27 protein-coding genes are annotated in these 25,406 nt (G+C 71.7%); 15 read left to right on the top strand and 12 right to left on the bottom strand.

The window, feature by feature from the left end; all coding sequences use genetic code 11:
* Positions 1 to 212: 212 nt before the first annotated feature.
* Positions 213 to 467, bottom strand: coding sequence for a DUF3039 domain-containing protein (locus P696_RS0134505; protein ID WP_026415898.1), 255 nt, complete (start codon positions 465 to 467; stop codon positions 213 to 215).
* A gap of 17 nt (positions 468 to 484) precedes the next feature.
* Entirely contained in the window at positions 485 to 1,060 is a 576-nt protein-coding gene (locus tag P696_RS0134500) for a YqgE/AlgH family protein (protein ID WP_026415897.1), read from the bottom strand.
* Positions 1,061 to 1,233: 173 nt separating this feature from the next.
* Here P696_RS0134500 and P696_RS0134495 point away from each other — a divergent pair, with 173 nt between their 5' ends.
* Complete coding sequence (locus P696_RS0134495) at positions 1,234 to 1,917, top strand: hypothetical protein (protein ID WP_026415896.1); 684 nt, start codon at positions 1,234 to 1,236, stop codon at positions 1,915 to 1,917.
* Positions 1,918 to 1,996: 79 nt separating this feature from the next.
* On the opposite strand, the gene P696_RS0134490 is transcribed toward P696_RS0134495, so the two are convergent.
* Together P696_RS0134490 and P696_RS0134485 are read right to left on the bottom strand one after the other, a co-directional pair.
* Positions 1,997 to 3,400 (bottom strand): NAD-dependent malic enzyme, encoded by a 1,404-nt coding sequence (locus P696_RS0134490; protein ID WP_026415895.1) that lies wholly within the window; start codon positions 3,398 to 3,400, stop codon positions 1,997 to 1,999.
* Positions 3,401 to 3,789: 389 nt separating this feature from the next.
* Complete coding sequence (locus P696_RS0134485) at positions 3,790 to 4,755, bottom strand: tetratricopeptide repeat protein (protein WP_026415894.1); 966 nt, start codon at positions 4,753 to 4,755, stop codon at positions 3,790 to 3,792.
* 470 nt (positions 4,756 to 5,225) lie between these two features.
* Here P696_RS0134485 and P696_RS58500 point away from each other — a divergent pair, with 470 nt between their 5' ends.
* Complete coding sequence (locus tag P696_RS58500) at positions 5,226 to 6,254, top strand: ATP-binding cassette domain-containing protein (protein ID WP_051468502.1); 1,029 nt, start codon at positions 5,226 to 5,228, stop codon at positions 6,252 to 6,254.
* Complete coding sequence (locus P696_RS50025) at positions 6,247 to 7,977, top strand: hypothetical protein (protein WP_064744186.1); 1,731 nt, start codon at positions 6,247 to 6,249, stop codon at positions 7,975 to 7,977. The genes P696_RS58500 and P696_RS50025 overlap by 8 nt, the downstream gene beginning before the upstream one ends.
* An 8-nt stretch (positions 7,978 to 7,985) precedes the next feature.
* Here the strand turns inward: P696_RS50025 and P696_RS50020 are convergent, their stop codons facing one another.
* Entirely contained in the window at positions 7,986 to 8,318 is a 333-nt protein-coding gene (locus P696_RS50020; protein WP_051468501.1) for a DUF3817 domain-containing protein, read from the bottom strand.
* A gap of 104 nt (positions 8,319 to 8,422) precedes the next feature.
* Here P696_RS50020 and P696_RS0134465 point away from each other — a divergent pair, with 104 nt between their 5' ends.
* A complete protein-coding gene (locus tag P696_RS0134465) occupies positions 8,423 to 9,181 on the top strand; it encodes a DUF2127 domain-containing protein (protein WP_026415893.1) in 759 nt (252 codons plus the stop codon).
* A 125-nt stretch (positions 9,182 to 9,306) separates the two neighbouring features.
* Entirely contained in the window at positions 9,307 to 10,020 is a 714-nt protein-coding gene (locus tag P696_RS50015) for a DUF4230 domain-containing protein (protein WP_084338624.1), read from the top strand.
* Between the two features lie 51 nt (positions 10,021 to 10,071).
* Here P696_RS50015 and P696_RS0134455 read toward each other — a convergent pair whose 3' ends face one another.
* Positions 10,072 to 11,262: an acetyl-CoA C-acetyltransferase gene (locus tag P696_RS0134455; protein WP_026415892.1), complete on the bottom strand. Its 1,191-nt coding sequence runs from the start codon at positions 11,260 to 11,262 to the stop codon at positions 10,072 to 10,074.
* Positions 11,263 to 11,343: 81 nt separating this feature from the next.
* Between P696_RS0134455 and mce the strand changes: the two genes are divergently transcribed.
* The 3 genes from mce (at position 11,344) to P696_RS50010 (ending at position 15,086) form a co-directional block, all read left to right on the top strand.
* Entirely contained in the window at positions 11,344 to 11,772 is a 429-nt protein-coding gene (gene mce / locus P696_RS0134450; protein ID WP_026415891.1) for a methylmalonyl-CoA epimerase, read from the top strand.
* A 396-nt stretch (positions 11,773 to 12,168) separates the two neighbouring features.
* Positions 12,169 to 13,524, top strand: a complete 1,356-nt coding sequence (locus P696_RS0134445; protein WP_026415890.1) for a DivIVA domain-containing protein — start codon at positions 12,169 to 12,171, stop codon at positions 13,522 to 13,524.
* 179 nt (positions 13,525 to 13,703) lie between these two features.
* The gene (locus P696_RS50010; protein ID WP_245627926.1) at positions 13,704 to 15,086 is read left to right on the top strand and encodes an AI-2E family transporter; all 1,383 of its coding nucleotides are present in this window, start codon (positions 13,704 to 13,706) and stop codon (positions 15,084 to 15,086) included.
* Between the two features lie 13 nt (positions 15,087 to 15,099).
* Here P696_RS50010 and P696_RS0134435 read toward each other — a convergent pair whose 3' ends face one another.
* From P696_RS0134435 to P696_RS0134420, 4 genes are all read right to left on the bottom strand, one after another.
* Positions 15,100 to 15,894, bottom strand: coding sequence for an alpha/beta fold hydrolase (locus P696_RS0134435; protein WP_026415889.1), 795 nt, complete (start codon positions 15,892 to 15,894; stop codon positions 15,100 to 15,102).
* Positions 15,895 to 16,053: 159 nt separating this feature from the next.
* Positions 16,054 to 16,374, bottom strand: a complete 321-nt coding sequence (locus tag P696_RS0134430; RefSeq protein ID WP_026415888.1) for a hypothetical protein — start codon at positions 16,372 to 16,374, stop codon at positions 16,054 to 16,056.
* Between the two features lie 58 nt (positions 16,375 to 16,432).
* The gene (locus P696_RS50005; protein WP_051468500.1) at positions 16,433 to 17,932 is read right to left on the bottom strand and encodes a 3-hydroxyacyl-CoA dehydrogenase family protein; all 1,500 of its coding nucleotides are present in this window, start codon (positions 17,930 to 17,932) and stop codon (positions 16,433 to 16,435) included.
* A 118-nt stretch (positions 17,933 to 18,050) separates the two neighbouring features.
* Complete coding sequence (locus tag P696_RS0134420) at positions 18,051 to 18,233, bottom strand: hypothetical protein (protein WP_026415887.1); 183 nt, start codon at positions 18,231 to 18,233, stop codon at positions 18,051 to 18,053.
* Positions 18,234 to 18,395: 162 nt separating this feature from the next.
* Here P696_RS0134420 and nucS point away from each other — a divergent pair, with 162 nt between their 5' ends.
* From nucS to P696_RS0134400, 4 genes are all read left to right on the top strand, one after another.
* Positions 18,396 to 19,076, top strand: a complete 681-nt coding sequence (gene nucS, locus P696_RS0134415) for an endonuclease NucS (protein ID WP_026415886.1) — start codon at positions 18,396 to 18,398, stop codon at positions 19,074 to 19,076.
* Positions 19,077 to 19,090: 14 nt separating this feature from the next.
* The gene (locus P696_RS0134410) at positions 19,091 to 19,489 is read left to right on the top strand and encodes a DUF3224 domain-containing protein (RefSeq protein WP_026415885.1); all 399 of its coding nucleotides are present in this window, start codon (positions 19,091 to 19,093) and stop codon (positions 19,487 to 19,489) included.
* Between the two features lie 70 nt (positions 19,490 to 19,559).
* Positions 19,560 to 20,153 (top strand): TetR/AcrR family transcriptional regulator, encoded by a 594-nt coding sequence (locus tag P696_RS0134405; RefSeq protein ID WP_026415884.1) that lies wholly within the window; start codon positions 19,560 to 19,562, stop codon positions 20,151 to 20,153.
* A gap of 83 nt (positions 20,154 to 20,236) precedes the next feature.
* Positions 20,237 to 21,052, top strand: a complete 816-nt coding sequence (locus P696_RS0134400; protein ID WP_026415883.1) for a site-2 protease family protein — start codon at positions 20,237 to 20,239, stop codon at positions 21,050 to 21,052.
* Here P696_RS0134400 and P696_RS0134395 read toward each other — a convergent pair.
* Complete coding sequence (locus tag P696_RS0134395) at positions 21,049 to 21,714, bottom strand: TetR/AcrR family transcriptional regulator (RefSeq protein ID WP_026415882.1); 666 nt, start codon at positions 21,712 to 21,714, stop codon at positions 21,049 to 21,051. The two genes, P696_RS0134400 and P696_RS0134395, sit on opposite strands and share 4 nt — an antisense overlap.
* Before the next feature lie 117 nt (positions 21,715 to 21,831).
* Here P696_RS0134395 and P696_RS0134390 point away from each other — a divergent pair, with 117 nt between their 5' ends.
* Complete coding sequence (locus tag P696_RS0134390) at positions 21,832 to 22,653, top strand: NAD(P)H-binding protein (RefSeq protein WP_026415881.1); 822 nt, start codon at positions 21,832 to 21,834, stop codon at positions 22,651 to 22,653.
* Between the two features lie 117 nt (positions 22,654 to 22,770).
* Here the strand turns inward: P696_RS0134390 and P696_RS0134385 are convergent, their stop codons facing one another.
* Positions 22,771 to 23,310: a PadR family transcriptional regulator gene (locus tag P696_RS0134385; protein ID WP_026415880.1), complete on the bottom strand. Its 540-nt coding sequence runs from the start codon at positions 23,308 to 23,310 to the stop codon at positions 22,771 to 22,773.
* A 71-nt stretch (positions 23,311 to 23,381) separates the two neighbouring features.
* Between P696_RS0134385 and P696_RS0134380 the strand changes: the two genes are divergently transcribed.
* Together P696_RS0134380 and P696_RS0134375 are read left to right on the top strand one after the other, a co-directional pair.
* On the top strand, positions 23,382 to 24,002 hold the full coding sequence (locus P696_RS0134380) for a hypothetical protein (protein WP_157430092.1): 621 nt from the start codon (positions 23,382 to 23,384) through the stop codon (positions 24,000 to 24,002).
* Between the two features lie 33 nt (positions 24,003 to 24,035).
* On the top strand, positions 24,036 to 25,373 hold the full coding sequence (locus P696_RS0134375; protein ID WP_026415878.1) for a carotenoid oxygenase family protein: 1,338 nt from the start codon (positions 24,036 to 24,038) through the stop codon (positions 25,371 to 25,373).
* Positions 25,374 to 25,406 lie beyond the last annotated feature (33 nt).

Genomic DNA, 25,406 nt, shown 5'->3' with positions numbered 1-25,406 from the left:
TCCGGGACGCACCGGACACAAGCGGACGGACATCACCATCCGCGCTCGCGACCGTACCGAACGTGACCGACAATGCGCACAACGACAGCGCGAAACCCCGCCCCATGAGTCACTCCCCCGAACAGACCCGTACCGGAAAACGTCGTGATCCCCCTGCCGATCGTCGCACGACCGGCAGGGGGATCACCGCGAAGAACGCGCGCGGCCTGCGGCTACTTGTCGCCGCCCTTGTCGCCGCCGCCCTTCATCGACTCGTAGATCTCCTTGCACTCCGGGCAGACCGGGTACTTCTTGGGGTCGCGGTTCGGCACCCAGACCTTGCCGCACAGCGCGATCACGGGCGTGCCGGTGACGGCGCTCTCGGTGATCTTGGCCTTCTTGACGTAGTGCGCGAACCGCTCGTGGTCGCCGTCGCCGGTCGACAGGTCCGGCCGTACGTCGCTCTCGGGAAGGATCTTCGTGCTCACGTCACTCACCTTAGCCGTCAGTTCAGGGTGGGGTCGTCGGGGAAGGTCGACACGAACGCCAGGTCGCCGGCCTGGCGGCGCAGGACCTGCTGCCACAGGTGCTCGGGCTCGGCGGCGAACACGTCGCCGGCCTCGGCGGAGACCAGGTACCAGGCGCCGTCCTCGATCTCGCCGAGCAGTTGCCCCGCGCCCCAGCCCGCGTACCCCGCGAAGACGCGGAGCTGGAGCAGTTCGGGCGCGAGCAGCGCGGGCGGGGCGTCGAGGTCGACGAGGCCGACTCTGGCCACCGAGGAGTCGCCGTCGAGCGCCCGCCAGCCGAGCGGCTCGTCCTCGCCCGGCAGCCGGGCCAGGGCCAGCGCGTTGTCCAGCGCGACCGGGCCGCCCTGGAAGACCACCGAGGGGACGGTCACCAGCTCGGCCCACGGCGGCAGCACGCGGTCGACCGGCACCTCGGTCGGCCGGTTGAGGACGACGCCGAGGGTGCCGCCGTCACCGTCGTGCTCGACGACCAGCACGACCGTGCGGCGGAAGTTGGGGTCGTCGAGCTGGGGGGTCGCCACCAGCAGGGTCCCGACCGTGATGCCGTCTTCCATTGCACCATCATGCGTCGCCACACGCCCCGGCGGCACATCCCCCCACCGGTTGCCCCGTTACACGGGCCCGGCCGGGGGGATATGAAGAAAAATGGGTCAGGGTTTATGCATGCTCTAGATTACGGCCGTGCGCGGGGCGCGGTCCCGTCGGGTCGCTGGGCCGGAGGTCACCGATGCAGTTGCCGAGGGTCGTCATAGCCGCCGTCTTCTTCGTCATCGGAGCGCTGATCGCCGTGCCGGCGCTGATGAAGTGGAGCTCGGGCGGGGCCCACGCTTCGAACGAGCCCGTCTCCAACTCCAGCTCGGAGCCGACCGGGTCGCCGTCCGGCGGGACGGGCTCCCCGACCAAGGGCGCGCCGACCAAGGGCAAGGCGTCGCCGACGCACGGGACGACGCCGTCGTCCCCTCCGACCGGCGCGCAGCCGCTTGTGGTCACGTTCGGTCCGGTCGACTGCCCCGGACGGACCGTCGAGGTGACCGTCCGCAACGAGAGCTCCAAGGAGCAGGGCTACTCGGTCGAGCGGGACGACAACTCCACCCCGGTCACGGCCAAGATCGCCGCCGGTGCGACCCGGATCAGCACGCTCAGGATGCAGCAGGGACGGCGCACGCTGGTCGTGGTGAACGACTCCGCGCACCGCCTCGTCAAGCAGAAGGCGATCAAGGCGAACTGCGCCGCCGCCGCGCCCGGCAAGAAGCCGAACAAGCTGCCGCACACCGGCGCGGACTCGGCCATGATCTGGGCGCGGGTCGCGACCGGTGCGGGCGCCCTGGTGACCGGCGCGATCATCCTCTGGTACGGCGGCATCTGGCCGCGCCGCCGCGACCACATGTTCGGAGGCAAGCCCGCCAAGTAGGGCGGACGGAACCGGAACGGCCCGGGGCGGCGAAAGCGCCCCGGGCCGTTCGGCTGGTTCGTGCGGTGTGGCCGGAAGGTCAGGCTTCCGTGCGGGGACGGCCTCCGGCGGCCTCGCGGACGGCGCCCGCGACCCGTCCCGCGACCTCCGGGTGGAAGACGCTCGGGACGATGTAGTTCGGGCCCAGCTCGCCCGGCGTGACGACCTCGGCGAGGGCCTGGGCGGCGGCGAGCAGCATGCCCTGCGTGACGCCGTCGGCCTGCGCGTCCAGCAGGCCGCGGAAGACGCCGGGGAAGGCCAGCACGTTGTTGATCTGGTTCGGGTAGTCGCTGCGGCCGGTGGCGACGACGGCGGCGTGCTCGCGCGCCTCGTCCGGGGACACCTCGGGCTCGGGGTTGGCCAGCGCGAACACGATCGCGTCGTCGTTCATCGCGGCGATGTCGTCCCCGGTCAGGATGCCCGGCGCGGACACCCCGACGAACACGTCCGCGCCCGCGACCGCGCCCTTCAGGTCGCCGCTGTAGCCCTCGGCGTTGGTGTGCTCGGCGATCCAGCGGAGCGAGTCGTCCAGGTCGGTGCGGCCCAGGTGGACGGCGCCGTAGTAGTCGCAGACGACCACGTTCTTGGCCCCGGCGTGCAGCAGCAGCTTCAGGATCGCGCTGCCCGCCGCGCCCGCGCCGGACATCGCGATGCGGACGGACCCGATGTCCTTGCCGACCACGCGCAGCGCGTTGGTGAGCGCGGCGAGCACGCAGATCGCGGTGCCGTGCTGGTCGTCGTGGAAGACCGGGATGTCCAGCAGCTCACGCAGCCTGGCCTCGACCTCGAAGCAGCGCGGCGCGGAGATGTCCTCCAGGTTGATGCCGCCGAACGCGGGCGCCAGGATCTGCACGGTCCGGACGATCTCGTCGGTGTCCTGGGTGTCGAGGCAGATCGGCCAGGCGTCGATCCCGGCGAACCGCTTGAACAGCGCCGCCTTGCCCTCCATCACCGGCAGCGCGGCCTCCGGGCCGATGTTGCCGAGGCCGAGCACCGCCGAGCCGTCGGTGACGACCGCGACGCTGTTGCGCTTGATCGTCAGCCGCCGGACGTCCTCGGGGTTGCGGGCGATCGCGAGCGAGACCCGCGCGACGCCCGGCGTGTAGGCCATGGACAGCTCGTCGCGGTTGCGCAGCGGCACCTTGGACTGCATCTCGATCTTGCCGCCGAGGTGCATCAGGAAGGTCCGGTCCGAGACCTTGTGGATCTTGATGTCGTCGATCGTCTCCAGCGCGGCGGAGATCGCCTCGGCGTGCTCGGTGTCGCGGGTGGCGATGGTGACGTCGATGCGCAGCGTCTCGTGTCCGGCGGTGTTGACGTCGAGGGCGGTCACGATGCCCCCGGCGTTCTCCACGACGTGGGTGATCTGGCTGACGGCCTTGCCGCCGGCGGGAACCTCCAGCCGGACGGTGATGGAGTACGAAACGCTGGGCACGCTGGCCACGACACTGCTCCCTATCTACCGGCTACGCGCGCCGGCTACGTTCGTCGACCCGTCCGGAGCCCGTGTACCGGGTCCGGGACGGCGTGAGCGCGCCACTCCGAGGCGTCCTTCGAGGAGGGCGTCGCATGGGGCGGGCGGGGCGCGGTCACCGCCAATGAGGATACGCGCTCGCCGCGCGCTCCCCGATCAGAAGGACACTTTGTGCTTGCGGCGTTAAAAACGCGCATTCTGCAACATGTCGCACTGGTGCGTTCTGTCCCGGCTCGCGGTAGAGGCTCCGGAAGCGTCGGGCGGGGACGGCGCAGGGCGCGTCCCCGCGGCGGAGGAGCGCGCCCTGCGGCATGCCGTCGTCCGGTCTGGAAGTCGTCCCCTCCGAGAGGAGACGGCGTCTAGAAGAGGGCGCTCTGCAGCGAGCGGCGGCCCTTGGCGACGCGCGGGTCATCCGGCGGGAGGACCTCGAACAGCGTCAGAAGGTGCTTGCGGACGGCGTCGCGGTCGTCGCCCGCGGTGCGGCGGACGGCCGACACCAAGCGCCCGAACGCGGCCTCGACCTGGCCGGAGACCATCTCGACGTCGGCGCCGTCGATCTGCGCCTTGGCGTCACCGGGCTTGGCCTCGGCGTCCCGCAGCGCCTGCTGGGCGTCCAGCGCCTGGACGCGACGGCTCAGGTCGACGAGGGCGATGCCACGCCTGGCCTCGTCGTCCCGGGGGTCGCGGGCGAGGATCTCCTCGAACGCGGCGCGCGCCTCGTCCAGGTTCCCGGCGCGCAGGGCGTCCTCGGCGGCGGCGTAGGTGGAGTCGGCGGACGGCTCGGCGGACGACGCGGGGGCCTCACCGGCCGGGACGTCCGAGATCAGGCCCTCCTTGACCAGCGCCTCGAAGAGCTGGTCGATGGCCTGGCGGACCTGGGCCTCGGGGGCCGCGCCGTTCAGGAACGGCAGCAGCTGCCCCTGGACGACCGCCGCCACGAACGGGATGCCGCGCACGCCCATCTGCTGCATGTAGGCGCCGAGCTGCGGGTTGGCGTCGATGTCGACCTTGGCGAGGACCCAGCGGCCCGCGGCCTCCCCGGCCAGTTTCTCCAGGATCGGGCCGAGCTGCTTGCAGGGCCCGCACCACTCCGCCCAGAAGTCCACGAGGACCGGGACGGCCTGCGACCGCTCCACGACCTCGGTGTTGAAGGTCTCGTCGGTGACGTCCACGACGTACGGGCCGCCCGCCGGTGCACCGGCGGCCCCGGTCGCGCCGTCCCCGGCCTCGGCCGCGCGCGCCTGGCGTTCCTGGCGCTGCTTCGAAGCCGCCTGGACGGCTCCCAAGTCGACGGCCCCGTACATCGAAAAGTCCCGAGAAGGCATATGTACATCCTGCCGCATGAGAGCGCGTGTCGCATGAGCAGCCGCAGGTGTCCTCTGGAGGCGAACTCGATCTGCCTCCCGCGCCGCGCACTCCGTGGCGCGCGGTCTGTAGCACGCGTCACACCCCGCCGCGCCTCGCCGCGCGTGACACCTCGTCCGGCGACCGATCGCGGAGTGCCCACGAAGGGAAGCAGCGGACATAGACGACCGGTCCGGAATTCGGGCGACACGGATCCGACAACGGCACGAAAAGTAAAGAATCAGATCGCCGCAGCTCAATAGCAAAAGCGAGCTGACGCCGATCACCAAGACTGGTTATAGTCGCCTGGTCGTGCACGGTTCGACGTCCACGAGAGTTTCATCAGCCGGCCTGCTCGGCCGGGTGAAACTCTCCGCCGGGCGACGGGGGTCGCGGGCGGAACCGGGGCGTCGCGAACCGAGCTCGTGAACCAACGGGGGGGAAAACTGAAATGGTCGCGGACGCTTCCGCGATCGTGGCCCATGGGATGGGGGTCCGCCGCGGGGGGCGGTGGCTCCTCCGTCCGACGGCCCTCGGTATCGCTGAGGGCCTGATCGGTGTCGCCGGTCCGCCGGGCGCGGGCAAAACGACATTGCTGGCCACGTTCGCGACGCTTCGCCGACCCAGTGTCGGCGAAATCGAAATCCTCGGTCACCGTACCGGGAAAACATCAGATCTGCGCGCCGTGCGCGCCAGGATCGGCTATCTGCCGTCGGACTTCTGGCGCGAACCGCATCTCACCGCCGCTGAATTCGTGGGTTATGCGGCCTACTACCGGCGGGCACGGGAATCGGACGCGCGCGGCATTCTGCGGCGCATGGAACTGGCGGACGTGGCGGACACCGAACTGGCACTGCTGCCACCGGACGTCCGGCTCCGCGTGGGCCTCGCCGCCACGTGCGTCCACGAGCCCGACCTCGTCCTGCTGGACGACCCGCTGGACGAGCTCGTCGAGAGGACCGGCCCGGAAGGCGATCGCGGGGAGTACACGGCGTCCCTGCCGCGCCTGCTCGGCCGGCTGGGCTCGTTCACCCGAGGCGAGGACGACGGGCCGTCCGACGCGGGCAGGGACGCGGCGGTGCGTCCGCGGGATCCGGAGGCTCTGGGGGGAGCGGCTCATGCGCGCGCGTTGTCAGAGCTGGTTCCGGTGTTGCGTTCGCTGGCGCCGACCGTCCTTGTCACCGGGTCCTCGACGAAGGCCCTCGCGGGCATTTGTGATCAGGTGCTCTCGCTCGCGCGCGGACGGCTCACCGTGGTCTCCGAGGTGAGCCACGCGTCCCCGCCCCGCGCGTACGCACGAGCCGCCGCGCCCGCGCCCGCGCGGAGTGGCACGAGCATGCGCAGCGCGATCGTCCACCGACCGCGCCGGAACGAAGCTCAGAACGCTCCGAAGGCCGACGCGCGCCGCCGGAAGGACAAGACGGCAGGCCTTGGGGTGTGGAGGAGGCTGGTGCCGTTGGGAAGCACGGCCGGTGGCTGACCTCAGCCGCGTGCTCCGGGCGGACGCGCGGCGGGCCAGGCCCTTGGCCGGGGCCGCGGTGCTGGCCGTCTCGGGCGTGGCCGCCGCCTGGCCGACCCTGCTCCCGGGGGTCGCCTACTGGGACAACTCCATCGTCGCCCTCGTGAACGCGGTGCGGGTGATGGGCCCGATCACCGCCGGGTTCGCCGCCCTCGCGGGCGTGCGCGAGCGGCGCCTCGACTACCTGCGGGTCGTCACGTCCCGCTCTCCGATCACCGGCGTGCTCTTCGATCTGGCCCTGCTGATCACGGTGGCGCTGGCGTCCTACGCGGTGGTGGTCGGGGTGATCGTCGTCCGGACCCTGCTGCGCGAGGAGGCCGGGCACCCGAACCTGCTCGGCCTGACGGCGGCGTCCGCCGCGCTGGGCCTGCACGTCACGGCGGGCTACCTGGCCGGACGGCTCGTCCCGCGCCCCACGACGGCGCTGGTCGTCCCTGCGGCGGCGGCCCTGTGGGCGGCGGCACGGCTGCCCGGGACGTCCTGGTGGAGCCTGCTCCCGCCCGCCGCGCTTCACCGCGTCGAGCTGTTCACCAGCCTGAACCCCGTCGTCCTGGCGGATCAGACGGTGTGGGCGGTGGGGGTCGCCGGGGCGCTCGCGCTCGCGTACTGCTGGTGGATGACGCGCCGGTCCGCGCTGCTGCTGGGGGTCGCGTCGGCGCTCGTCCTCACGGGGGCGGTCACGGTGCGGCTGCACGGCACGCACGGGACGGCCGTCCAGGCGTCCCCGGCCGCGGACGTGTGCCACGAGTGGCCGCTGCGGGTGTGCGTGCACCCGGCGCTCGCGCCCGCGCTGCCCACCCTGGAGGAGACGCTGACGCCGCTCGCGGCACGCCTGGCGGACACCTCCGCCGCGTTCACACGCGTCGAGCAGCGTCCGGGGTCGGGGCCGGGCCCGGCGCTGGTCCGGCACGGGCTGGTCCGGCTGTACCTGCCGGGCGAGCTGGGCCCCGGTTTCGCCGACGGCGTGCTCCGGGACGTCCGGGACGGCCTGATCCGCCGGAACGCGTGCGCCGGGCGGGCCCGTCCGCCCCAGGAGTACGAGGCCCTCGTGGACGCGTGGCTGCTCGGCGGCGCCGCCCCGGTGATCTCCGACCGCGGCGCGGCCCGCCGCTTCGGCCTCTGGGACGAGGAGGACCGCCGCGCCTGGCTGCGCGTCCACTTCACGGGCTACCGGAGGTGCTCGCTCGACTCGTCCGACTTCTCTCCGCACACGCTCGCGAGGGTGAAGCAGCGTCCCGGCACGACGGACGGAGCGCCCGCGGGGAGGGCGTCGTCGGGGAGGGTGTCCTTGACCACACGATCGTCCGGCGGCGCGTCGACGTCGGGCGGGACGTCAGTGTCGGCGGCAGGCGATGAGTCGTCGTCCGACGGGAAGTCGTCGCCCCGCAGGAGGGCGTCGTCCGGCCGGACGTCGTGGGGCACGTCACCGTCGAGCAGGGCGTTCCCCAGGCCGTCGGCGTCCCGCAGGCCGGTTCCCGGGAGAGGGACGTCCGGGCGGACGGCGCCGGAGCGGGGCTGGAGGCACGGCGGCGTGGTGCCCGCGCCGTCAGAGAAGAGTGGCGGAAAAGGAATGCGCCCCGCGCCGGACGATCCCTTTCAGGACGCCCGGCGGGGGCGCGAAGACCCTCTGCGCGGCCACGACAGGACCCCCCAGACCCGCCGCGGCCACGCAGAAGCTTTTTGACGCGGCGCTCAGACCGCCTGCCGCTCCGGGGCCTCGTCCGCCCGCACCGCGGCGTCGGCGACCGGCCGGAGCCAGTTCCGCTCGACGAAGAACGGCGCGATCGGGAGCACCGAGGCGATGAGCGCCAGCAGCGTCCGCTTGTTGTCCCAGCCGGTGGCCTGACGGCCGACCAGCACGAGGCCGACATAGGCCAGGAACAGGACACCGTGGATCGGCCCCATGATCTGGACCGCGACCGGAGCGTCGGCGCCGTACTTCAGCGGCATGGCCACAAGAAGCAACACCAGGAACGAGACGGCCTCGGCCACGGAAACGATCCGCAGGGTCTTAACGATGTCCACGTGGAACTAACGTACCGGCACCTCCGTAGTGTTTCGGACGGCCCTATGGCGCTGCTCACATCCGGAACCCGGCCGGTGTCCCCCCACACCTCTAGGGTGACCGCGTGGACTGGAGTTTGCTGACCTGCGCGCGTAAGGGACACATCACCTACGCGCCCGACGAGACCCGGTTGCGGCTGCGGCTGCACACCGAGACCCCCATCGGCGACGCCTGGAGGTGCCTGCGCTGCGGCGCCTACATCCACGGCGAGCCGCACGGCGAGGGCCCGGCCGACCACGCCCCGCTGGTCCGGCGCGGCAAGGAACTGCGTGACGCGTTCATCATGCGGTTCTTCGCGGTCGAGCGGGTCATCCGCGGCCTGGTGGTGCTCGCCGCCGCCTACGGGGTGTGGCGGTTCGCCGCCAACCGCGGCTCGATCCAGCGGATCTTCGAGAAGGAGATCCCCCTGCTGCGCCCGCTGGCCAGGCAGGTCGGCTGGGACCTGGACCACTCCAAGATCGTGGAGTCGTTCCGGAAGGTGTTCGACCTGAACGCCGACACCCTGCGGTGGCTGGCGGTGGGCCTGCTGGTGTACGCCGCCGTCGAGATCACCGAGGCCATCGGGCTGTGGCTGCTGCAGCGCTGGGGCGAGTACTTCGCGGTGATCGCGACCTCGTTCGGGCTGCCGATCGAGATCTACGAGCTGACCGAGCGGATCACCGTCGTCCGGATCGGCGCGCTGGTGGTGAACATCGGGCTGATCGTCTACATCGTGGCCACCAAGCGGCTGTTCGGCGTCCGGGGCGGCAAGGCGGCCCACGAGGCCCACCTGCGCAGCGCGTCCCTCCTGGAGGTGGAGGAAGCTGCCGAGAGCCACGCCTGAGGCGGTTTCGGAACGCGCCTGAGGCGGGCGGCGGAACCGCGACGAGGCCCGCGCCTGAGCGGTTCCGAGAAGAGCCCCACATTCGTCAATTGGTAGTAAAGCGCAGTCATGGGCATGTTCTGGTCATGGCACGCTCACGACCGGACGACGCCGGTCCCGGGACGGAGGCGCCCCCGGCGCCCTCCCGGGGCCACCAACCCCCTCGGCGGCGCATCGGGGTCGCGCTGCTGCTGGTCGCGGCGACCGTGGCCGCCGTGATCGCCCTGCAGAACGGCCTGCGGCTGCTCCCCCACTGGCTGAACCCCTTCGCCGAGACCACCAGGGACCGCAGCGGCCCGGCGCTGCTGCGGTCCGTCCGCGACATGCACCGCTACCAGGCCGCCAGCGGCGACTTCCAGGTCGTCGTCGACCTGGACAAGGAGGGCAAGTACCTCCCGAACTCGCTGCGCGGCAGGCGCACGCTGTTCATCGGGCAGGGCACGGTGAACGCCTACGTGGACTTCTCCCGGCTCGGATCGGGGGCCATCAGCGTGAACTCCGACCGGACGGCCGCGACCGTCCGGCTCCCCCACGCGCAGCTCGACTCGACCAGCCTCGATCCGAAGCGCAGCTACGTGTTCTCGACGCAGCGCGGCCTGTTCGACCGCGTCGGGGACTTCTTCAGCTCCAACCCCAACGACCAGCAGCAGCTGTACGTGCTCGCGGCCCAGAAGATCCAGACGGCGGCGCGGGACGGCGGCCTCCAGGCCCGCGCCGACCAGAACACCAAGACGATGCTGGAGAACATGCTCCGCGCCCTGGGGTTCAAGACCATCACCGTCCAGCAGGCGGCCCAGTAGGCGCGCGAGCCCCCGTCCGGCGGACCGGACGGGGGCTCGACTGCAACAGGATCAGGCGGACGGGACGCGCAGGATCAGCGCATCGCCCTGGCCGCCGCCACCGCAGAGGGCGGCGGCGCCGACGCCGCCGCCGCGGCGCTTCAGCTCGTAGGCCAGGTGCAGGACGAGCCGGGCGCCGGACATGCCGACCGGGTGGCCGACCGCGATGGCGCCGCCGTCGACGTTGACCTTCTCCGGGTCGACGCCGAGGTCGCGCATGGACTGGATGCCGACGGACGCGAACGCCTCGTTGATCTCGATGAGGTCCAGCTCGTCCACGGTCATCCCGGCCTTGCCGAGCGCGTGCTTGATCGCGTTGGACGGCTGGGAGTGCAGCGAGCTGTCCGGTCCGGCGACGTTGCCGTGCGCGCCGATCTCGGCGATCCAGGTGAGGCCCAGCTCCTCGGCCTTCGCCCTCGACATCACCACGACGGCCGCGGCGCCGTCGGAGATCTGCGAGGCGGACCCGGCGGTGATCGTGCCGTCCTTGGCGAAGGACGGGCGCAGCCGGGCGAGGGTCTCGGTCGTGGTGTCGCCACGGACGCCCTCGTCGGCGGAGAACACGATCGGGTCGCCCTTGCGCTGCGGGATCTCGACCGGGGCGATCTCGGCGTCGAAGCGGCCGTTCTTGATGGCGTCGGCGGCGCGCTGGTGCGAGCGGGCGCTGAACTCGTCCTGCTCCTCGCGGGAGATGCCGAGCTTGGCGTTGCCCCGCTCGGTGGACTCGCCCATCGAGATGCCCTCGAACGAGTCGGTGAGCGCGTCGTAGGCCATGTGGTCGAGCACCTCGACCGAGCCGTACTTGTAGCCGCCGCGCGACTTCGGCAGCAGGTGCGGGGCCTGGGTCATCGACTCCATGCCGCCCGCGACGACGATGTCGAACTCGCCCGCGCGGATGAGCTGGTCGGCGAGCGCGATCGCGTCCAGGCCGGACAGGCAGACCTTGTTGACGTTGATCGAGGGCACGTTCATCGGGATGCCCGCCTTGGCCGCGGCCTGCCGGGCGGGGATCTGGCCCGCGCCCGCCTGGAGTACCTGGCCGAGGATGACGTAGTCGACCTGGTCCCCGCTGATCCCGGCGCGCTCCAGCGCGGCCTTGATCGCGTGCGCGCCGAGGTCGGCGGCGGTGAAGTCCTTCAGGGAGCCCAGCAGCCTCCCGATGGGGGTGCGGGCACCGGCGACGATGACGGAACCGACGGACAAGGGGGCCTCCACGAGAACGTAGGCGGGACGTTTGCCACGATACTCAGCAGGATCGAACGCACTTCGCCCCGGGGAGGACCCTTGCTGACCCGCATCGACCACATCGGCATCGCCTGTCACGACCTGGAGGCCACCGTCGCCTTCTACCGGGAGACCTACGGCTTCGCCGACGCGCACTTCGAGACCAACGAGGAGCAGGGCGTCCGGGAGGCCATGCTCAAGATCAACGAGACCGGGGACGGCGCGGCGACCTACATCCAGCTGATCACCCCGATCCGGGACGACTCGACCGTCGCCAAGTGGCTGGCGAAGAACGGCGAGGGCGTGCACCACATCGCCTTCGGGACCGACGGCGACGTCCAGGACGAGGCGGACGGCATCGCCGCCAAGGGCGTCCGGGTGCTGTACGACAGCCCGCGGAACGGCTCGCTCGGCTCCCGGATCACCTTCCTGCACCCGAAGGACTGCCACGGCGTGCTGACCGAGCTGGTGGAGAAGGCCACGTCCTGACCCGGTCCGGGCCCCGGCGCGACCCCTGGCGGCCCCACCGCGAGCCCGCCGGGCGGGCCGCCGGCGGGCCACTGACGGGCCGCCGCGAGGGCTCTGCCAGATCGTGATGTGATCGATATCACAAGGCGGTTCGGGGGCGTCCCGGGCGGTGCGCTGTAACCGTTCAGACACTTCTGGTGCATTTCGGGGCCAGAACCCCTGCGATACCGGGCCTCCCGGGTTCACAGGACAAACAGGACAAACCTCCCAGTCCGTTCGGTTGGGCCCCCAACAGCACAGCACCCGGAGTACGCTTCATTCGCCGGAGGAGGTCTGGGGCGGCGCGCCCCTCAAGCAGGCGATCGTCCGGTCCCCGGAACCTTGGCCCGTAGCCCCGTCACACCAGGATTGAGCCACATGCAGTCCGACATCGACGCCCAGCTCAGCAACTTCTTTGAAGACACGCCCCCGCGCGAGTTCGACGTGGTGCTTCGCGGCTACGACCGGCACCAGGTCGACGAGCACATCAAGCAGCTCGACAACGAGGTCCGCACCACGCGTGAGTCGACCTCGCAACTCCAGCGCGAGCTGTCGGACGCGCACCGCCAGCTGCAGGAGCAGGAGCGCCCGACCTACTCCGGTCTCGGCGCCCGCATCGAGCAGCTGCTCCGGCTCGCCGAGGAGCAGGCCACCGAGCTCGTCCAGGCCGCCCGCAGCGAGGCCAACGAGATCAAGGCCGCCGCCAAGGTGGAGGCCGCCGAGCTGCGCGCCGCCGCCGAGAGCGACGCCTCCGAGCTGCGCGCGACCGCCCAGCGCGAGTGCGACGACATGCGCGGCTCCGCCGAGCGCGAGGCCGAGGAGGTGCGCACCGCCGCCCGCCGCGAGGCCGACGAGCTGACCTCCACCACCGAGCGCGAGGTCGCCAAGCTCCGCGCCACCGCCGACCACGAGGTCGCCGAGAAGCGCGCCGCCGCCGAGCGCGAGATCGCCAAGCTCCGCACCACCACCGAGCGCGAGGTCGCCCAGCTGCGGGCGTCCACCAAGCGCGAGCGCGACGAGATCCTCACCACCGCCAAGCGGCAGGCCGACGAGATGCGCGCGCAGGCGCAGCGCATCCTGGAGGAGTCCGAGGCGCAGCGGGCGCAGGCCGAGGCCGAGTTCGAGATCCAGCTGGCCGCCCGCCGCGAGGAGGCCGACCGCCAGGACGCCGAGCGCCACGCCGCCGCCCAGCAGGCCACCCAGAAGCTGGTCGCCGAGGCCGAGCAGCGCGCCGCGTCCGCCGAGCAGCGGGCGGCCAAGGCCACCCAGCAGGCCGAGCAGACCCGCCGCGAGGCCGACTCGCACGCCAAGCAGCTGATGGCGAACGCGCGCAAGAACTCCGACCAGATCATCAGCGAGGCCAAGGGCCAGGCCGAGCAGCTGCTCGCCGAGACCAAGGCCGAGGCCGAGCGGATCCGCACCGCCGCGCAGCGCCAGGTGGACGAGCTCACCCGCCAGCGCGACAGCATCACCAGCCACCTCAACCAGCTGCGCCAGCTCATCGGCGGCGTCGGCCCGGCGCTCGGCGGCGCCGAGGAGGCCCCGGCGATCGAGAAGGCGCCCGCCCCGGCCCCCGAGCCGAAGCCCGCTCCCAAGCCGGCCCCGGCGCAGCAGGGCGGCCAGTCCGGCCCGTCCGGAAACGGCCAGGCCAAGCCGCAGGGCGCCAAGCCCGCCCCGAAGGGCGCCCAGGGCAAGAAGTCCGAGGACGACGACGAGGACTGGTGGCAGGAGTGACGACCGCCTGACGGTCGTCCTGCCGAGCACACGGCATCACCGAGGCCCAGCGGCATCGCCGCTGGGCCTCGGCCTTTCCCGGCTCGCGGGAGTGTCGCGGGAGGTTAGCGCGCCTTTACCCGATGTATCGTTTCCGTCCTGTACGTTCCGCCCGGACCAGGACCTGAAGGAGAGCCGGAGTGCCCGACGACACCCCGCCGTCCGCCGGGACGGAATCCCCGACCCCCGAGGCCGCCGCCACGCCCACGCCGGACGGCGGCTCCGGAGTGGACGGCGCCGTTCCCCGGCCCGCGCCGGCCGCCGACGACGTCCCCGCCGAGGGCGACACCACGGCGGAGGCCGGTGTGCCCGTGAAGTCGGTGCCCGTGAAGTCCGTGGTGGTGAAGGCCGCGGCGGTCAAGGGCGACGCCGCAGGCAAGGGCGACGTCGCGGCCGAGGAGGACGTGGCCGCGGCCCGCGACGCGGTCGAGCAGGTGGAGCAGCTCAAACAGGAGGCGAAGGCCGACCGGTGGCCGTTCGGACGGCCCGGAGAGCCCTTCGGACGGCACCATCCGTTCGTGTTCGGGTTCACCGCCGCGCTCGGCGTGATGACCGCCTACCTGCTGCTGAAGGCCGCGACGGGGGCCAAGTCCACGCTGGTGACGATCGTGGTGGCGATGTTCCTCGCGGTCGGGCTGAACCCGGCGGTGGAGCGGCTGAAGCGGCTCGGGCTGTCGCGCGGCTGGGCGGTCGCGGTGGTGTTCCTCGGCGTGGTGCTGTTCTTCGCCGGGGTCGTCGCCTCGCTCGTCCCGCCGATCGTGGACCAGGTGAACGGGCTGACGCAGAACCTGCCGCACTACATCGAGCAGTTGCAGGGCAACAAGCGGATCGCGGACTGGGACCGCCGCTACCACCTGCTCCAGCAGGCGCAGGACAAGCTCAACGACTCCAAGTTCCAGCAGAAGATGGCCAACTGGGCGGTCGAGGCCGGGAAGCAGGCGCTCAGCGGGACGTTCAAGACGCTGACCATCCTGATCCTGACGCTGTACTTCCTCAGTTCGCTGCCGCAGATCAAGGCGTTCTTCTACCAGCTCGTCCCGCGGACGCGGCGGGCGCGCGTGGCGCTGCTCGGCGACGAGATCCTGGACCGCATCGGCGGCTACGTCGCGGGCCAGTTCACGATCGCGTTCATCGCGGGCCTGACGTCGTATGTGTTCCTGGAGATCCTGGGCGTCCCGTACGCGCTCGCGCTGGCGCTGATCGTCGCGGTGACCGACCTGATCCCGCTGGTGGGCGCGACGATCGGCGCGGTGATCGTGTGCCTGGTCGCGTTCCTCACCGGCACCTACGAGGGCATCGCGGCCCTGGTCTTCTACGTGGTCTACCAGCAGGTCGAGAACTACCTGGTCTACCCGCGCGTGATGAAGCGGACCGTGGACGTCCAGCCCGCGGTGACGATCGTCGCGGCGCTCATCGGGGCGGCGCTGCTCGGGGTCGTGGGCGCGCTGATCGCGATCCCGACGGCGGCGGCGATCTCGCTGCTGATCAGGGAGATCGTCCTGCCGCGCCAGGAGTCCGCCTGACCCCTTCCGGGGGTCAGCGGGCCGTGCGGGAGAGGGCGGCGGCGAACTCGGCGACGGCCTGGTTGAACAGGTCCGGCTGCTCGACCGGGACGAGGTGCCCGGCGCGCGGGACGATCAGCAGCTCGGCGTTCGGCATCGCGTCGGCCATCGCGCGGGCGTCCGCCTCGGACGCCAGGACGTCCTCCGCGCCGACCATGACCAGCGCCGGGACCTTCACCGCGCGGAGGGCGTCGAACGCCTCGGGACGTCCGGCCATCGCGCGCTGCGCCCACGCGGCCGCGCGGGGCGGGGTGGACTGGACGAGGCCGCGCACGCGCCCGTAGACCAGGGCCCGCTGCCGCATGGTGGTCGGGCCGACGAGGTCCGGGAGCACCTCGTCCACCAGGACCGAGACGTTCTCGTCCCGCTCGAGGCGCTCGGCCTGCCGGAGCCGCGTCGCGCTCGTCTCGGGGGCGTCGGCGGCCCCGCGCGTCGCGCACAGGACCAGGCCGAGGACGAGGTCGGGGTGGCGGCGGCACAGCGCCGTCGCGACGTGCCCGCCCAGGGACAGGCCGCCGACCACGGCGCGCTGGAGGCCGAGGGTCCGGAACATCCGGGCGACGTCGTCGGCCATGGCGTCCACGGACGGATCGTCCGGGCCGAGCACGGACCCGCCGAAGCCGCGCAGGTCGGGGGTGACGACGCGGAAGCGGTTCGCCAGCACCTCCCGCTGCGCCAGCCACATCGCCGAGGACAGGGGGAACGCGTGCAGCAGCACGAGCGGCGTGCCCGTCCCGACGTCCCTGGCGTACAGCTGCACAACGGTCATGACAGCGCTGCCCCTCCCCGTTGACGACCTCGACCCCCACCGGCCACGCGGCGGTCCGCCAATCGTCACCCCGAAGTGGTGGCACGCCGACACCTCTGGCCGCGATCGGCCGTCCGGGTTTGTCCACATCATGTGGACGAATGCTGGTTTAGGGCGAGATCAGTAACGCGGGGCGTTGCGGGAGCGGACGACGTTGGGCGCGCGCCGCAGCCGGGCCTGCCAGCAGGGGCGATGCCAGTGGCGGCGGTCGTCCGCGCCGCCGCGGTCGGCGGGCCACGCCACGATGTGCCCGACACCGGCCGGGATGAGCTGGTCGCAGCCTGGGCAGCGGTACGCCTTGGCCGCGTTCGCGCCGGCGACCGTCCGGACGTGCCACTCGCCGTCCGGCGCGTCCTCGGTGTCGTCGACCCAGGACGCGCCGCCCCCGCCGCCGGCACCGTGCTTACCGGGCGGATTGCGGCGATTCTTCCGGGGGCTCATGGGATCAAGGATAAAGGCGCGGCCGGGGTGCGCCCCCGCCGCGCCCTCATCCGGATGATCAGCGGAAGGTCAGGCCGAGGTCCCACTGCTCGCGGAGGCGGTCGGCGACGGCGGAGTTCGCCTCGTCCGGGTCGTACTCGAGCTGGTCGAGGGCGCGGCCGATGCCCAGGCGGTCGATCTCGGCGATCGGGCCCGCAGGGTAACCACAGCCCAGGGTCATCGCGGCGTCGATCGCGTCGGCGTCGGCGTACCCGGCGTCCAGCATGGTGACGGCGTCGTTGATGTACGGGAAGCGCAGCGCGTCCACGATGTAGCCGCGGCGGGCCCGGCAGCGGACGGGGGTGAGGCCCAGGGCGGCGACGAGCTCGGCGGCGCGGTCGGCGGAGGCGGACGTGGTGACCGGGGTGAGGCCGATCTCGACCAGGGGACGGTCCTTCTCGGGCTTGTGCGCGGCGAGCGCGCCGCCTCCGGTGAGGCCGCCGTCGCTGAGGACGACCGCGCCCTTCTTCGCCCGGCCCTCGATGGACGCCACGTCGGCCTCCTCGCCGGACGCCACGATCAGGTCGGCGTTCTCGATCTTGGCGGTCGGGGCGCCGACGGCGGACGCGGCGGCGGCGAACGCGCGGGACAGCGCCTCGTCCCCGACGATCGCCACGGACGGCGGCGGGCCGTCCTGCGCGGTCTCCTCGGCCGCGGCGGCGTCGTGGGCGTAGAAGCCGCGGCCGGTCTTGCGGCCGAGCAGCCCGGCGGTGACCAGCTCGCGCAGCACCGGCGCGGGCGCGTGACGGCGGTCACGGGTCTCGGCGTAGATCGCCTCCAGGACCTCCAGGCAGGTGTCCAGGCCGATCAGGTCCATGAGCGTGAACGGCCCCATCGGGAGGCCGCCGCCCGCGGTCATCGCGGTGTCGATGTCGTCCCGCGACGCGTGCTTGGTCTCGAGCATGCGCGCGGCGTCGTTGAGGTAGCCGAAGAGCAGCCGGTTCGCGACGAACCCGGCGCGGTCGCCGATCACGACCGGGGTCTTGCCGAGGCCCTTGACCAGGGCGGCGACGCGGTCCACCGCGCCGTCCTCGGTCAGGACGGTGCCGATGACCTCGACCAGCTTCATGACCGGCGCGGGGTTGAAGAAGTGCACCCCGACGACCTTGGCCGGACGGCTCGTCGCGGCGGCGATGGCGGTCACCGACAGCGAGGACGTGTTCGTCGCGAGGATCGCGTCGTCCCGGACGACCTTGTCCAGCTCGGCGAACACCCTGTGCTTCAGGTCGAGCCGCTCCGGCACGGCCTCGACGACCAGGTCGCACTCGGCGAGGTCGCCGAAGTCGGTGGTCAGCCGGATCCGGTCGAGGATCTCCCGCTGCCCGTCCTCGGTCAGCCTGCCGCGCTTCACCGCCCGTCCGGTGGACTTCTCCAGATGCCCCCGCCCGCGCTCCAGCGCGTCCTGGTTGATCTCGACGCCCACGACGGCGAGCCCGCCGCGCGCCAGCACCTCCGCGATGCCCGCACCCATGGTGCCGAGACCGACGACTCCGACCCTGCTGAACGAACCCTCACTCATGGACGGCAGTGTCCCAGAAGCCCCAGGCGTCCAGGACGGGGGCATCCGCTTCGGCACCCCTCACGTCCGGACCCACCCCGTCTCGTGCCCGGCGCGACCACCCCCGCGGGACGGGCGCTCACCGGGCGTGTGCGGTGTGGCGGCGCCGCGGACGCCACGGAGCGGCCACCAGCAGAGCCTCCCGGTCCCGCTGCTCCGCCGCCTTCTTCGCCCCCACCGCGTCCCGCTGCTCACGCGCGAACTCCTGACGCTCCCGCGCCCGCTCCCGCATCACCGCGTAGATCACGTCGTTGTGGAACATCCGAGTCCTCCTCAGTACCGGGCCACCTGACCCCGACACCCTCGAGAATCGCCCTAAGCCCCCACCCCCCACATCGGCACAACGCCCTAAGTCCCTCCCCGGGACGTCCTAGGCGGGCCGTTCGGGCCCGTGGGGTCGGTGGGGTCACTAAGCTCGGCGGTCGTGCGTCTCGTTATCGCCCGGTGCAGCGTGGACTACGCCGGCAAGCTCACCGCCCATCTGCCCTCCGCCGTCCGGCTGATCATGGTGAAGGCGGACGGAAGCGTGTCCATTCACGCCGACGACCGTGCCTACAAGCCGTTGAACTGGATGAATCCGCCGTGCTCGCTGCGGGAGGAGCCGTTCGAGGAGAACGGCGCCGTCTCGCGGTGGACGGTCACCCACACCAAGTCCGGGGAGCGGCTCATCCTCACGATCGAGGAGGTGCTGCTCGACCACGGGCACGAGCTCGGGCCCGACCCGGGGCTGGTCAAGGACGGGGTCGAGGCGCACCTGCAGGAGCTGCTGGCCGAGCACATCGGGACGCTCGGGGACGGGTACTCGCTCGTCCGGCGGGAGTACCCGACCGCGATCGGGCCCGTGGACATCCTGTGCCGGGACGCCGGCGGCGCGACGGTCGCGGTGGAGATCAAGCGGCGCGGCGAGATCGACGGGGTCGAGCAACTCACGCGGTACCTGGAGCTGCTGAACCGGGATCCGCTGCTCGCGCCGGTGCGCGGCGTGTTCGCCGCGCAGGAGATCAGGCCGCAGGCGCGGGTGCTCGCGACCGACCGCGGGATCGACTGCGTCACGCTCGACTACGACGCGCTGCGCGGCATCGAACACGAGGGCACCCTGTTCTGAGCCATCATGAGGCCATGAACGCTATCGCCGCCGGCACCTTCGACATCGACGCGTGGGACGACGAGAAGCCCTACGACGAGCGGGGCGACCGGAAACTCACCAAGGTCCGGGTGCGCAAGACCTTCCACGGCGACCTGGTCGGGACGAGCGTCTCCGACCTGATCACCGTGGAGACGGCGGGCGGGCCCGCGGCGTACGTCGGCGTGGAGACCGTGGAGGGGATCCTGCACGGCCGGGAGGGCTCGTTCGTGCTGCAGCACAGTGCGGGCAGCGACGAGGGCGCGCAGTGGCTGCGCTGGCTGATCGTCCCGACGTCGGGAACCGGGGAACTCAAGGGCATCCGGGGTGAGGGACGGATCACCGCCCGCCCGGACGGCTCGCACGAGTGGGATCTCGACTACACCCTCGACTGACCGCCCGCACGTCGTGACGTGCCGTTTCCGGGGGCGGACGCCGGAGGCGGGAAGGCCGTACGCTTCGGGCATGTCCCCTGGGGTTCCGGCCGCCGCCGAGCGTGCGCGCGAGCGGATCATCGACGCCGCCGAGGAGTGCTTCCGGCGGGTCGGCGTCGCCAGGACGACGGTGGAGGACATCGCGGCCGCGGCGGGACTGTCCCGGGCCACGGTGTACCGGGCGGTGACCGGCGGCCGGGACGAGCTGATCCTCGAGGTCGTGCTGCGCAGCCTGCGCCGGTTCCTGGACGTCCTGGCGGAGCGGCTGAGCCGGGAGCGGTCGGTGCCGGACGCGATCGTCGAGGGGACGCTGTCGGCGGTGGCGTTCGTCCGGGCCGAGCCGACGATCGCGCGGCTGCTGGTGCCGGAGGCGGCCGGGCATATGCAGGCTGCCGTCGCGGGCGCGGGCGAGCAGGTGCTCGCCGTGTGCGCCGACTACGTCCGGCCGCACTTCGAGACGGCCCAGCGGCGGCGGCTCGTCCGGGCCGACATCGACGTCGAGGGCGCGGTCGAGTTCCTGTTCCGGCTGATCACGTCACTGATCGTGATGGACCGGGACCGGAGCGAGGAGGCCACCCGGACCTTCCTGCGCACCTACGCGGTCCCCGCCATCGCGGCGTCCTGATCATCCCGGTTCCTGACACGGGGCACACTCCCGGACGCGATACCGTCGAATCCGTCGGGACGACCGGGGGGAGACTGCTGAGGATGGGCTCGGTGCACCAGATGCGGGACCGGGGAGCGGTGCGTCCGAGCCCGGTGTTCCTGGCGATCTGCGCGGTCACCGTGCTGTGCGGGCTGATGGCCTGGCGGTACGGCGAGATCACGATGACCCTGCTTCAGCACAGGTTCGAGGCGGGCCGCATCGCGGTGTTCGGGTTCGTGATCGCGGGCTGGGTGCTGTCGCTGTGCCTGCACGAGTTCGGGCACGCCTACCTGGCCTACCGGGCGGGCGACCACAGCGTCGCGACGCGCGGCTACCTGACGCTGAACCCGGCGCGGTACACCGACCCGATCCTGAGCTTCGCGATCCCGGTGCTGTTCATCCTGCTCGGCGGGATCGGACTGCCGGGCGGCGCGGTCTGGATCGACCGGTCGCGGATCCGGGGCAAGTGGCGGCACAGCCTGGTCTCGGCGGCGGGGCCGCTGAGCAACGTGCTGCTGGCGATCATGCTGGCGGTCGTCTACCGGAACTTCGCGAGCAACGAGCACGGGATCTTCTGGTCGGGCGTCGCGTTCCTGGCGTTCCTCCAGGTCACGGCCGCGCTGCTGAACCTGCTGCCGGTCCCGGGCCTGGACGGCTTCGGGATCGTCGAGCCGTACCTGCCGCCGCGCTGGGTGAACCAGGTGAGCGCGTACGGCGGCTACATGTTCCTGCTGGTCATCGCGCTGCTGTGGGTCGGGCCGATCAACCGCGCGTTCTTCGGGCTGGTCACGCACATCACGAACACGATCGGGCTGAACGAGCCGATCATCCAGATCGGGCACGCGGTGTTCCAGTTCTGGAAGGGCCTGAACTTCTAGGCCGTCTCCCCTTCGTCTCCACCGGAGTCGGCGAGGTGCGTGATGACGCGGCGCAGCTGGTCGGCGTAGCGGGCGCGGAACTCGGGTGACCTGGCGTCCTGACCGCAGACGTACTGGACGAGGTTCGGCATCGTGGTGGGGACGGCGACGGCGGCCATCATGATCAGCATGACGATCTCGGGGTCGAGGTCGGCGGCGAGTTCGCCCTCGTCCTGGCGGCGGCGCAGGTCGGACATGTCCTCGCGCTCGCCGGGCAGCTTGGTGTAGTCGCCCGTCAGGCCCATCCAGGCGTTCAGCCGGGTGGCGCGCGGCTCGTTCATCGACTGTTCCAGGTACCGGACGATCAGTTCCGGCAGCGGGACGTCCGGGGTGGCGAACTCGGCCTCCCGTTCGCTCCAGAAGCGGCCGATCTCCGCGTACAGCCCGGCCTTACCGCCGTAGTAGTAGCTGATGAGCTGCTTGTTCACCCCGGCGCGGTCGGCGATGTCCTGCACGCGCGCGCCCGCGTAGCCCTTGGCGGAGAACTCCTCGAGCGCCGCGTCCAGGAGCAGCCGCCTGGACCGTTCGGCGTCGAGCTTGCGCTCACCGTCGCGCGGCGCGCGCCGTCGCGCCCGTCCGCCCCCGGTCCCGTCCGGGGCGCCGTCGTCTCGCTCGTCCTTCATGGCGACATCGTAGCCAACGCTTCATCCATCTAGTTGGTTGACATGTTCATCTGTTCGGTTGAACATGGAGATGTTCAACCGAACAGATGAGACTGAACACATGAAAGAGAGACCCCCATGTTCCTGATCACCGGAGCCACCGGAAACGTCGGACGCCACCTGGTCGCCGAGCTGGCCAGCGCGGGGCACAAGGTGCGCGCGCTGACCCGCGACCCCGCGTCCGCGCGCTTCCCCACGGGCGTCGAGGTCGCCGCGACCCAGGACTTCCCGCTGGACGGCGTCAGCGCCGTCTTCGTCAACCCGTCGGTGTTCTGGGGCGGGTTCGGCGACCTGCTCGACCGCTGCCGTGAGCACGGCGTCCGGCGCGTGGTCATGCTGTCGTCGTCGTCCGCCGAGCACGCCGGGCCGGGCAACCCGATCGGCGAGTTCCACCTGGCCAAGGAGCGGGAGATCGAGGCGTCCGGGCTGGAGTGGGCGTTCCCGCGGCCCGGCGCGTTCGCCGCCAACGCCGCGAACTGGGCCGGGCAGATCCGCGACGGCGGCGTCGTCTCGGGCCCGTTCGCGGACGCGGAGACCGCGCCCATCCACGAGCGCGACATCGCCGCCGTCTCCGCCGCCATGCTGACCCGGGACGACCTGGTCGGGACGCGTCCGGTGCTGTCCGGGCCGGAGTCGCTGACCTTCGCCGACCAGGCCCGGCTGATCGGCGAGGCCATCGGCAGGGACGTCCGCTACGAGGAGCTCTCCCCTGAGGACGCGCGCGCCGCGATGCTCGGCGGCGGGCACATGACGCCCCAGATCGCGGACTCGCTGCTGGACATGTGGGAGCAGTGCGTGGGCCGTCCCGCCGAGATCTCGCCCGAGGTCGAGCGCGTCACCGGACGTCCGGCGCGTTCGTTCGCGGAGTGGGCGGCCGACAACGCCGGCCACTTCGCCTGAGCCCCACAGCTCCGCCAGAGCCTCGGCTTTTCGCCTGAGCCCCACCGTTTCGCTGGCGCCCTGGCTTTTCGTCTGAGCCTTACCGCTTCGCCAGAGCCCTGGCGTTTTGCCTGAGCCCTACCGCTTTTCCGGGGTGTCGCGCTCGGCCAGCTCCTTGAGGACCCAGTCGTACCATTCGCGCCGCATGGCCATGGAGCGCTTGCCGTACTCCATCGCGAGGCGGCCGTAGAACGACAGGTTGTCCTCGCCCCAGTCGATGGCGCCCTCGAGCTCGCCGAGCGCGACGAGGCGGGCGTCCAGGGCGGCGGCCTGCTCGCGGACGAAGCCCGCCGCCTCGTCCGGCTCGACCTGGCCGAGGAAGAACAGCCGCAGCAGGATCTCGTCCCGCCGGACGATCTTCGGCGGGACCTCCAGGAGCCAGTGCCGCAGTTCACCCAGGCCCGCGTCGGTGACGCGGTACTCCTTGCGGCCTCGCGGCCCCTCGCTCGCCACCTCGATGAACCCGTCCGCGGTGAGCCTGTTCAGCTCCCCGTAGAGCTGGCTCTGCGTGGCCTGCCAGACGTTGCCCATGGTGATCTCGAACATCTTGAGCAGGTCGTAGCCGCTGGCCCCGTCCATCTCGACCAGCAGTCCCAGCGCGGCATGTCGAAGGCTCATATTCCGGAGCATACACGTCGATGTTGACATGTCAGAAGTAGAAGGTCTACGTTTGACATGTCACAACAGACATGTACCTCCCGAGTGGCCAGAAGGCGGCGCGCACGATGTTGAAGTACTACGGGCTCACGTTCCTCCCCTGGATCATCCTGGCCGTGGTGAGCGGCTTCAACGCGCAGGCCGGAGCGGCGGCGGGCCTGGTCGCGGCGGTGGTCCTGCTGGCCGCCGACCTGCGCCGCGGGCGCCGCTGGGACGGCCTGGTCCTGGAGATCTCCACGACGATCTTCCTGGCCGGCTTCACCGGGCTGGTCCTCGCCGCGCCGCACGCCGCGATCGTCCACTACGGCGCGTCCCTGTCGATCGGCTGGCTCGCGCTGACCGCGTGGGTGTCGATCGCCGTCGGCGTCCCGTTCACCGAGGGCATCGGCCGCCGCCAGGTGTCGGAGGAGATCGCCAGGACCGAGCTGTTCCACCGGATCGCCGTCGTCCTGACCAGTGTCTGGGCCGCCGCGTTCACCGTCTCGGCCACCTGCCTCGGCATCGTGCAGCACTTCGCGCCGCACCAGACCGGGCTGCTGATCCTGGTGAAGGTCGCCTGCTTCCTGGTCCCGGCCTGGTTCACCCGCTGGTACCCGGAGGTCGCGCAGAAGCGGTACTTCGAGGAGCACGACATCGAGCAGCCCATCGCCTGACCCGCACCTCCACGCTTCCCTGAGGAGGACGCCATGGACCTCTGGCTCGACGGCCACCGGGCACCCGTCCCGGACGAGACCACCGCGCACGACCTGCCCGTCACGGGCGTCCTGCCCGCCGAACTGAACGGCCGCTACCTGCGCAACGGACCGAACCCGAAGCCGGGCGAGCCGAGCGGGCACTGGTTCACCGGGCACGGCATGGTCCACGGGATCCGGCTGCGCGACGGGCGCGCCGAGTGGTACCGCAACCGCTGGGTCCGGACGCGCCGGTTCACCGAGGACGCGCCGTTCGTCCGGGAGGACGGCACCTTCGACCTCGCGTCCGTCCAGGCGAACACACACGTGATCGCGCACGACGGGACGGTGTACGCGCTGGTCGAGGCGGGTCTCCCCCACGAGCTGACGCCCGAGCTGGAGACGGTCGGCGCGTGCGACTTCGGCGGGCTGCTCACGACGGCGATGACGGCGCACCCCAAGCGCGACCCGCGCACCGGCGATCTGCTGTTCTTCGGCTACGGGTTCGTCCCGCCGTTCCTGACCTACCACCGGCTGTCGGCGGACGGGAAGCTCGTCGAGAGCCGCGAGGTCGAGGTGCCCGGGCCCACGATGATGCACGACTTCGCGATCACCGAGCACAACGTCGTCTGGCTCGACCTGCCGATGGTGTTCGACCTGGAGCTCGCCGGACGCGCCGGGATGCCGTTCCGCTGGGACGACTCGTACGGCGCGCGCCTCGGTGTCATGCCGCGCGGGGGCGGCGGGCCGGTGCGCTGGTTCGACGTCGATCCCTGCTACGTGTTCCACGTCGGCAACGCCTATGAGAACGAGCGCGGGGGCGTCGTTCTCACGGGTGCGCGCTACCGCGACGCCGACATCACCGCGCTGTGGGGCGGCATCGGCGGAGCGCCCGGCCCGGCGTCCGCCGCCCCAGGGCTGGGCACGGCGACAGGGCTGGGCGCGGCGAGGCTGCACCGCTGGACGCTCGACCCGGCGACCGGACGCGCGTCCGAGGAACCGCTGGACGACCGGAGGGTCGAGTTCCCCACCCACGACGACGACCACACCGGGCTTCCTCACCGCTTCCTCTACACCGTCGCCGGATCCGCGCTGGTCAAGTACGACGTCCAAGCCGGGACGGCGGACGAGCGTGACTTCGGCGGGCACGTCGGCGAGGCGGTGTTCGTGCCGTCGGCGGACGCCCGGTCCGAGGACGACGGGTGGCTCCTGACCATCGCGTCCGACCCGGCGGGCTCCCGGCTGCTCGTGCTGAACGCGGGCGACCTGTCCGAGCGGGCCCGGGTCGAGCTGCCACGACGCGTCCCGGCGGGCTTCCACGGGAGCTGGATCCCGGACGACGACGTAAGGTGATTTACTAGCCGGTACGTTGGCAAGTGGTCACTT

Origin of the sequence: Actinomadura oligospora ATCC 43269, from assembly GCF_000518265.1 — a bacterium.
Taxonomy (GTDB): domain Bacteria; phylum Actinomycetota; class Actinomycetes; order Streptosporangiales; family Streptosporangiaceae; genus Spirillospora; species Spirillospora oligospora.
Note: the sequence above shows the minus strand (reverse complement) of the source record. Positions and strands in the feature narration are given on the sequence as shown.

What these genes read in the sequence shown, in the direction of transcription:
- P696_RS0134500 (WP_026415897.1), bottom strand. Translation starts at nt 1,060, where the DNA reads ATGGAAGACGGCATCACGGTCGGGACCCTGCTGGTGGCGACCCCCCAG.
- P696_RS0134495 (WP_026415896.1), top strand. Translation starts at nt 1,234, where the DNA reads ATGCAGTTGCCGAGGGTCGTCATAGCCGCCGTCTTCTTCGTCATCGGA.
- P696_RS0134485 (WP_026415894.1), bottom strand. Translation starts at nt 4,755, where the DNA reads ATGCCTTCTCGGGACTTTTCGATGTACGGGGCCGTCGACTTGGGAGCC.
- P696_RS58500 (WP_051468502.1), top strand. Translation starts at nt 5,226, where the DNA reads ATGGTCGCGGACGCTTCCGCGATCGTGGCCCATGGGATGGGGGTCCGC.
- P696_RS50015 (WP_084338624.1), top strand. Translation starts at nt 9,307, where the DNA reads ATGGCACGCTCACGACCGGACGACGCCGGTCCCGGGACGGAGGCGCCC.
- P696_RS0134445 (WP_026415890.1), top strand. Translation starts at nt 12,169, where the DNA reads ATGCAGTCCGACATCGACGCCCAGCTCAGCAACTTCTTTGAAGACACG.
- P696_RS0134435 (WP_026415889.1), bottom strand. Translation starts at nt 15,894, where the DNA reads ATGACCGTTGTGCAGCTGTACGCCAGGGACGTCGGGACGGGCACGCCG.
- P696_RS0134430 (WP_026415888.1), bottom strand. Translation starts at nt 16,374, where the DNA reads ATGAGCCCCCGGAAGAATCGCCGCAATCCGCCCGGTAAGCACGGTGCC.
- P696_RS50005 (WP_051468500.1), bottom strand. Translation starts at nt 17,932, where the DNA reads ATGAGTGAGGGTTCGTTCAGCAGGGTCGGAGTCGTCGGTCTCGGCACC.
- P696_RS0134420 (WP_026415887.1), bottom strand. Translation starts at nt 18,233, where the DNA reads ATGTTCCACAACGACGTGATCTACGCGGTGATGCGGGAGCGGGCGCGG.
- P696_RS0134410 (WP_026415885.1), top strand. Translation starts at nt 19,091, where the DNA reads ATGAACGCTATCGCCGCCGGCACCTTCGACATCGACGCGTGGGACGAC.
- P696_RS0134405 (WP_026415884.1), top strand. Translation starts at nt 19,560, where the DNA reads ATGTCCCCTGGGGTTCCGGCCGCCGCCGAGCGTGCGCGCGAGCGGATC.
- P696_RS0134400 (WP_026415883.1), top strand. Translation starts at nt 20,237, where the DNA reads ATGGGCTCGGTGCACCAGATGCGGGACCGGGGAGCGGTGCGTCCGAGC.
- P696_RS0134395 (WP_026415882.1), bottom strand. Translation starts at nt 21,714, where the DNA reads ATGAAGGACGAGCGAGACGACGGCGCCCCGGACGGGACCGGGGGCGGA.
- P696_RS0134390 (WP_026415881.1), top strand. Translation starts at nt 21,832, where the DNA reads ATGTTCCTGATCACCGGAGCCACCGGAAACGTCGGACGCCACCTGGTC.
- P696_RS0134385 (WP_026415880.1), bottom strand. Translation starts at nt 23,310, where the DNA reads ATGAGCCTTCGACATGCCGCGCTGGGACTGCTGGTCGAGATGGACGGG.
- P696_RS0134380 (WP_157430092.1), top strand. Translation starts at nt 23,382, where the DNA reads ATGTACCTCCCGAGTGGCCAGAAGGCGGCGCGCACGATGTTGAAGTAC.
- P696_RS0134375 (WP_026415878.1), top strand. Translation starts at nt 24,036, where the DNA reads ATGGACCTCTGGCTCGACGGCCACCGGGCACCCGTCCCGGACGAGACC.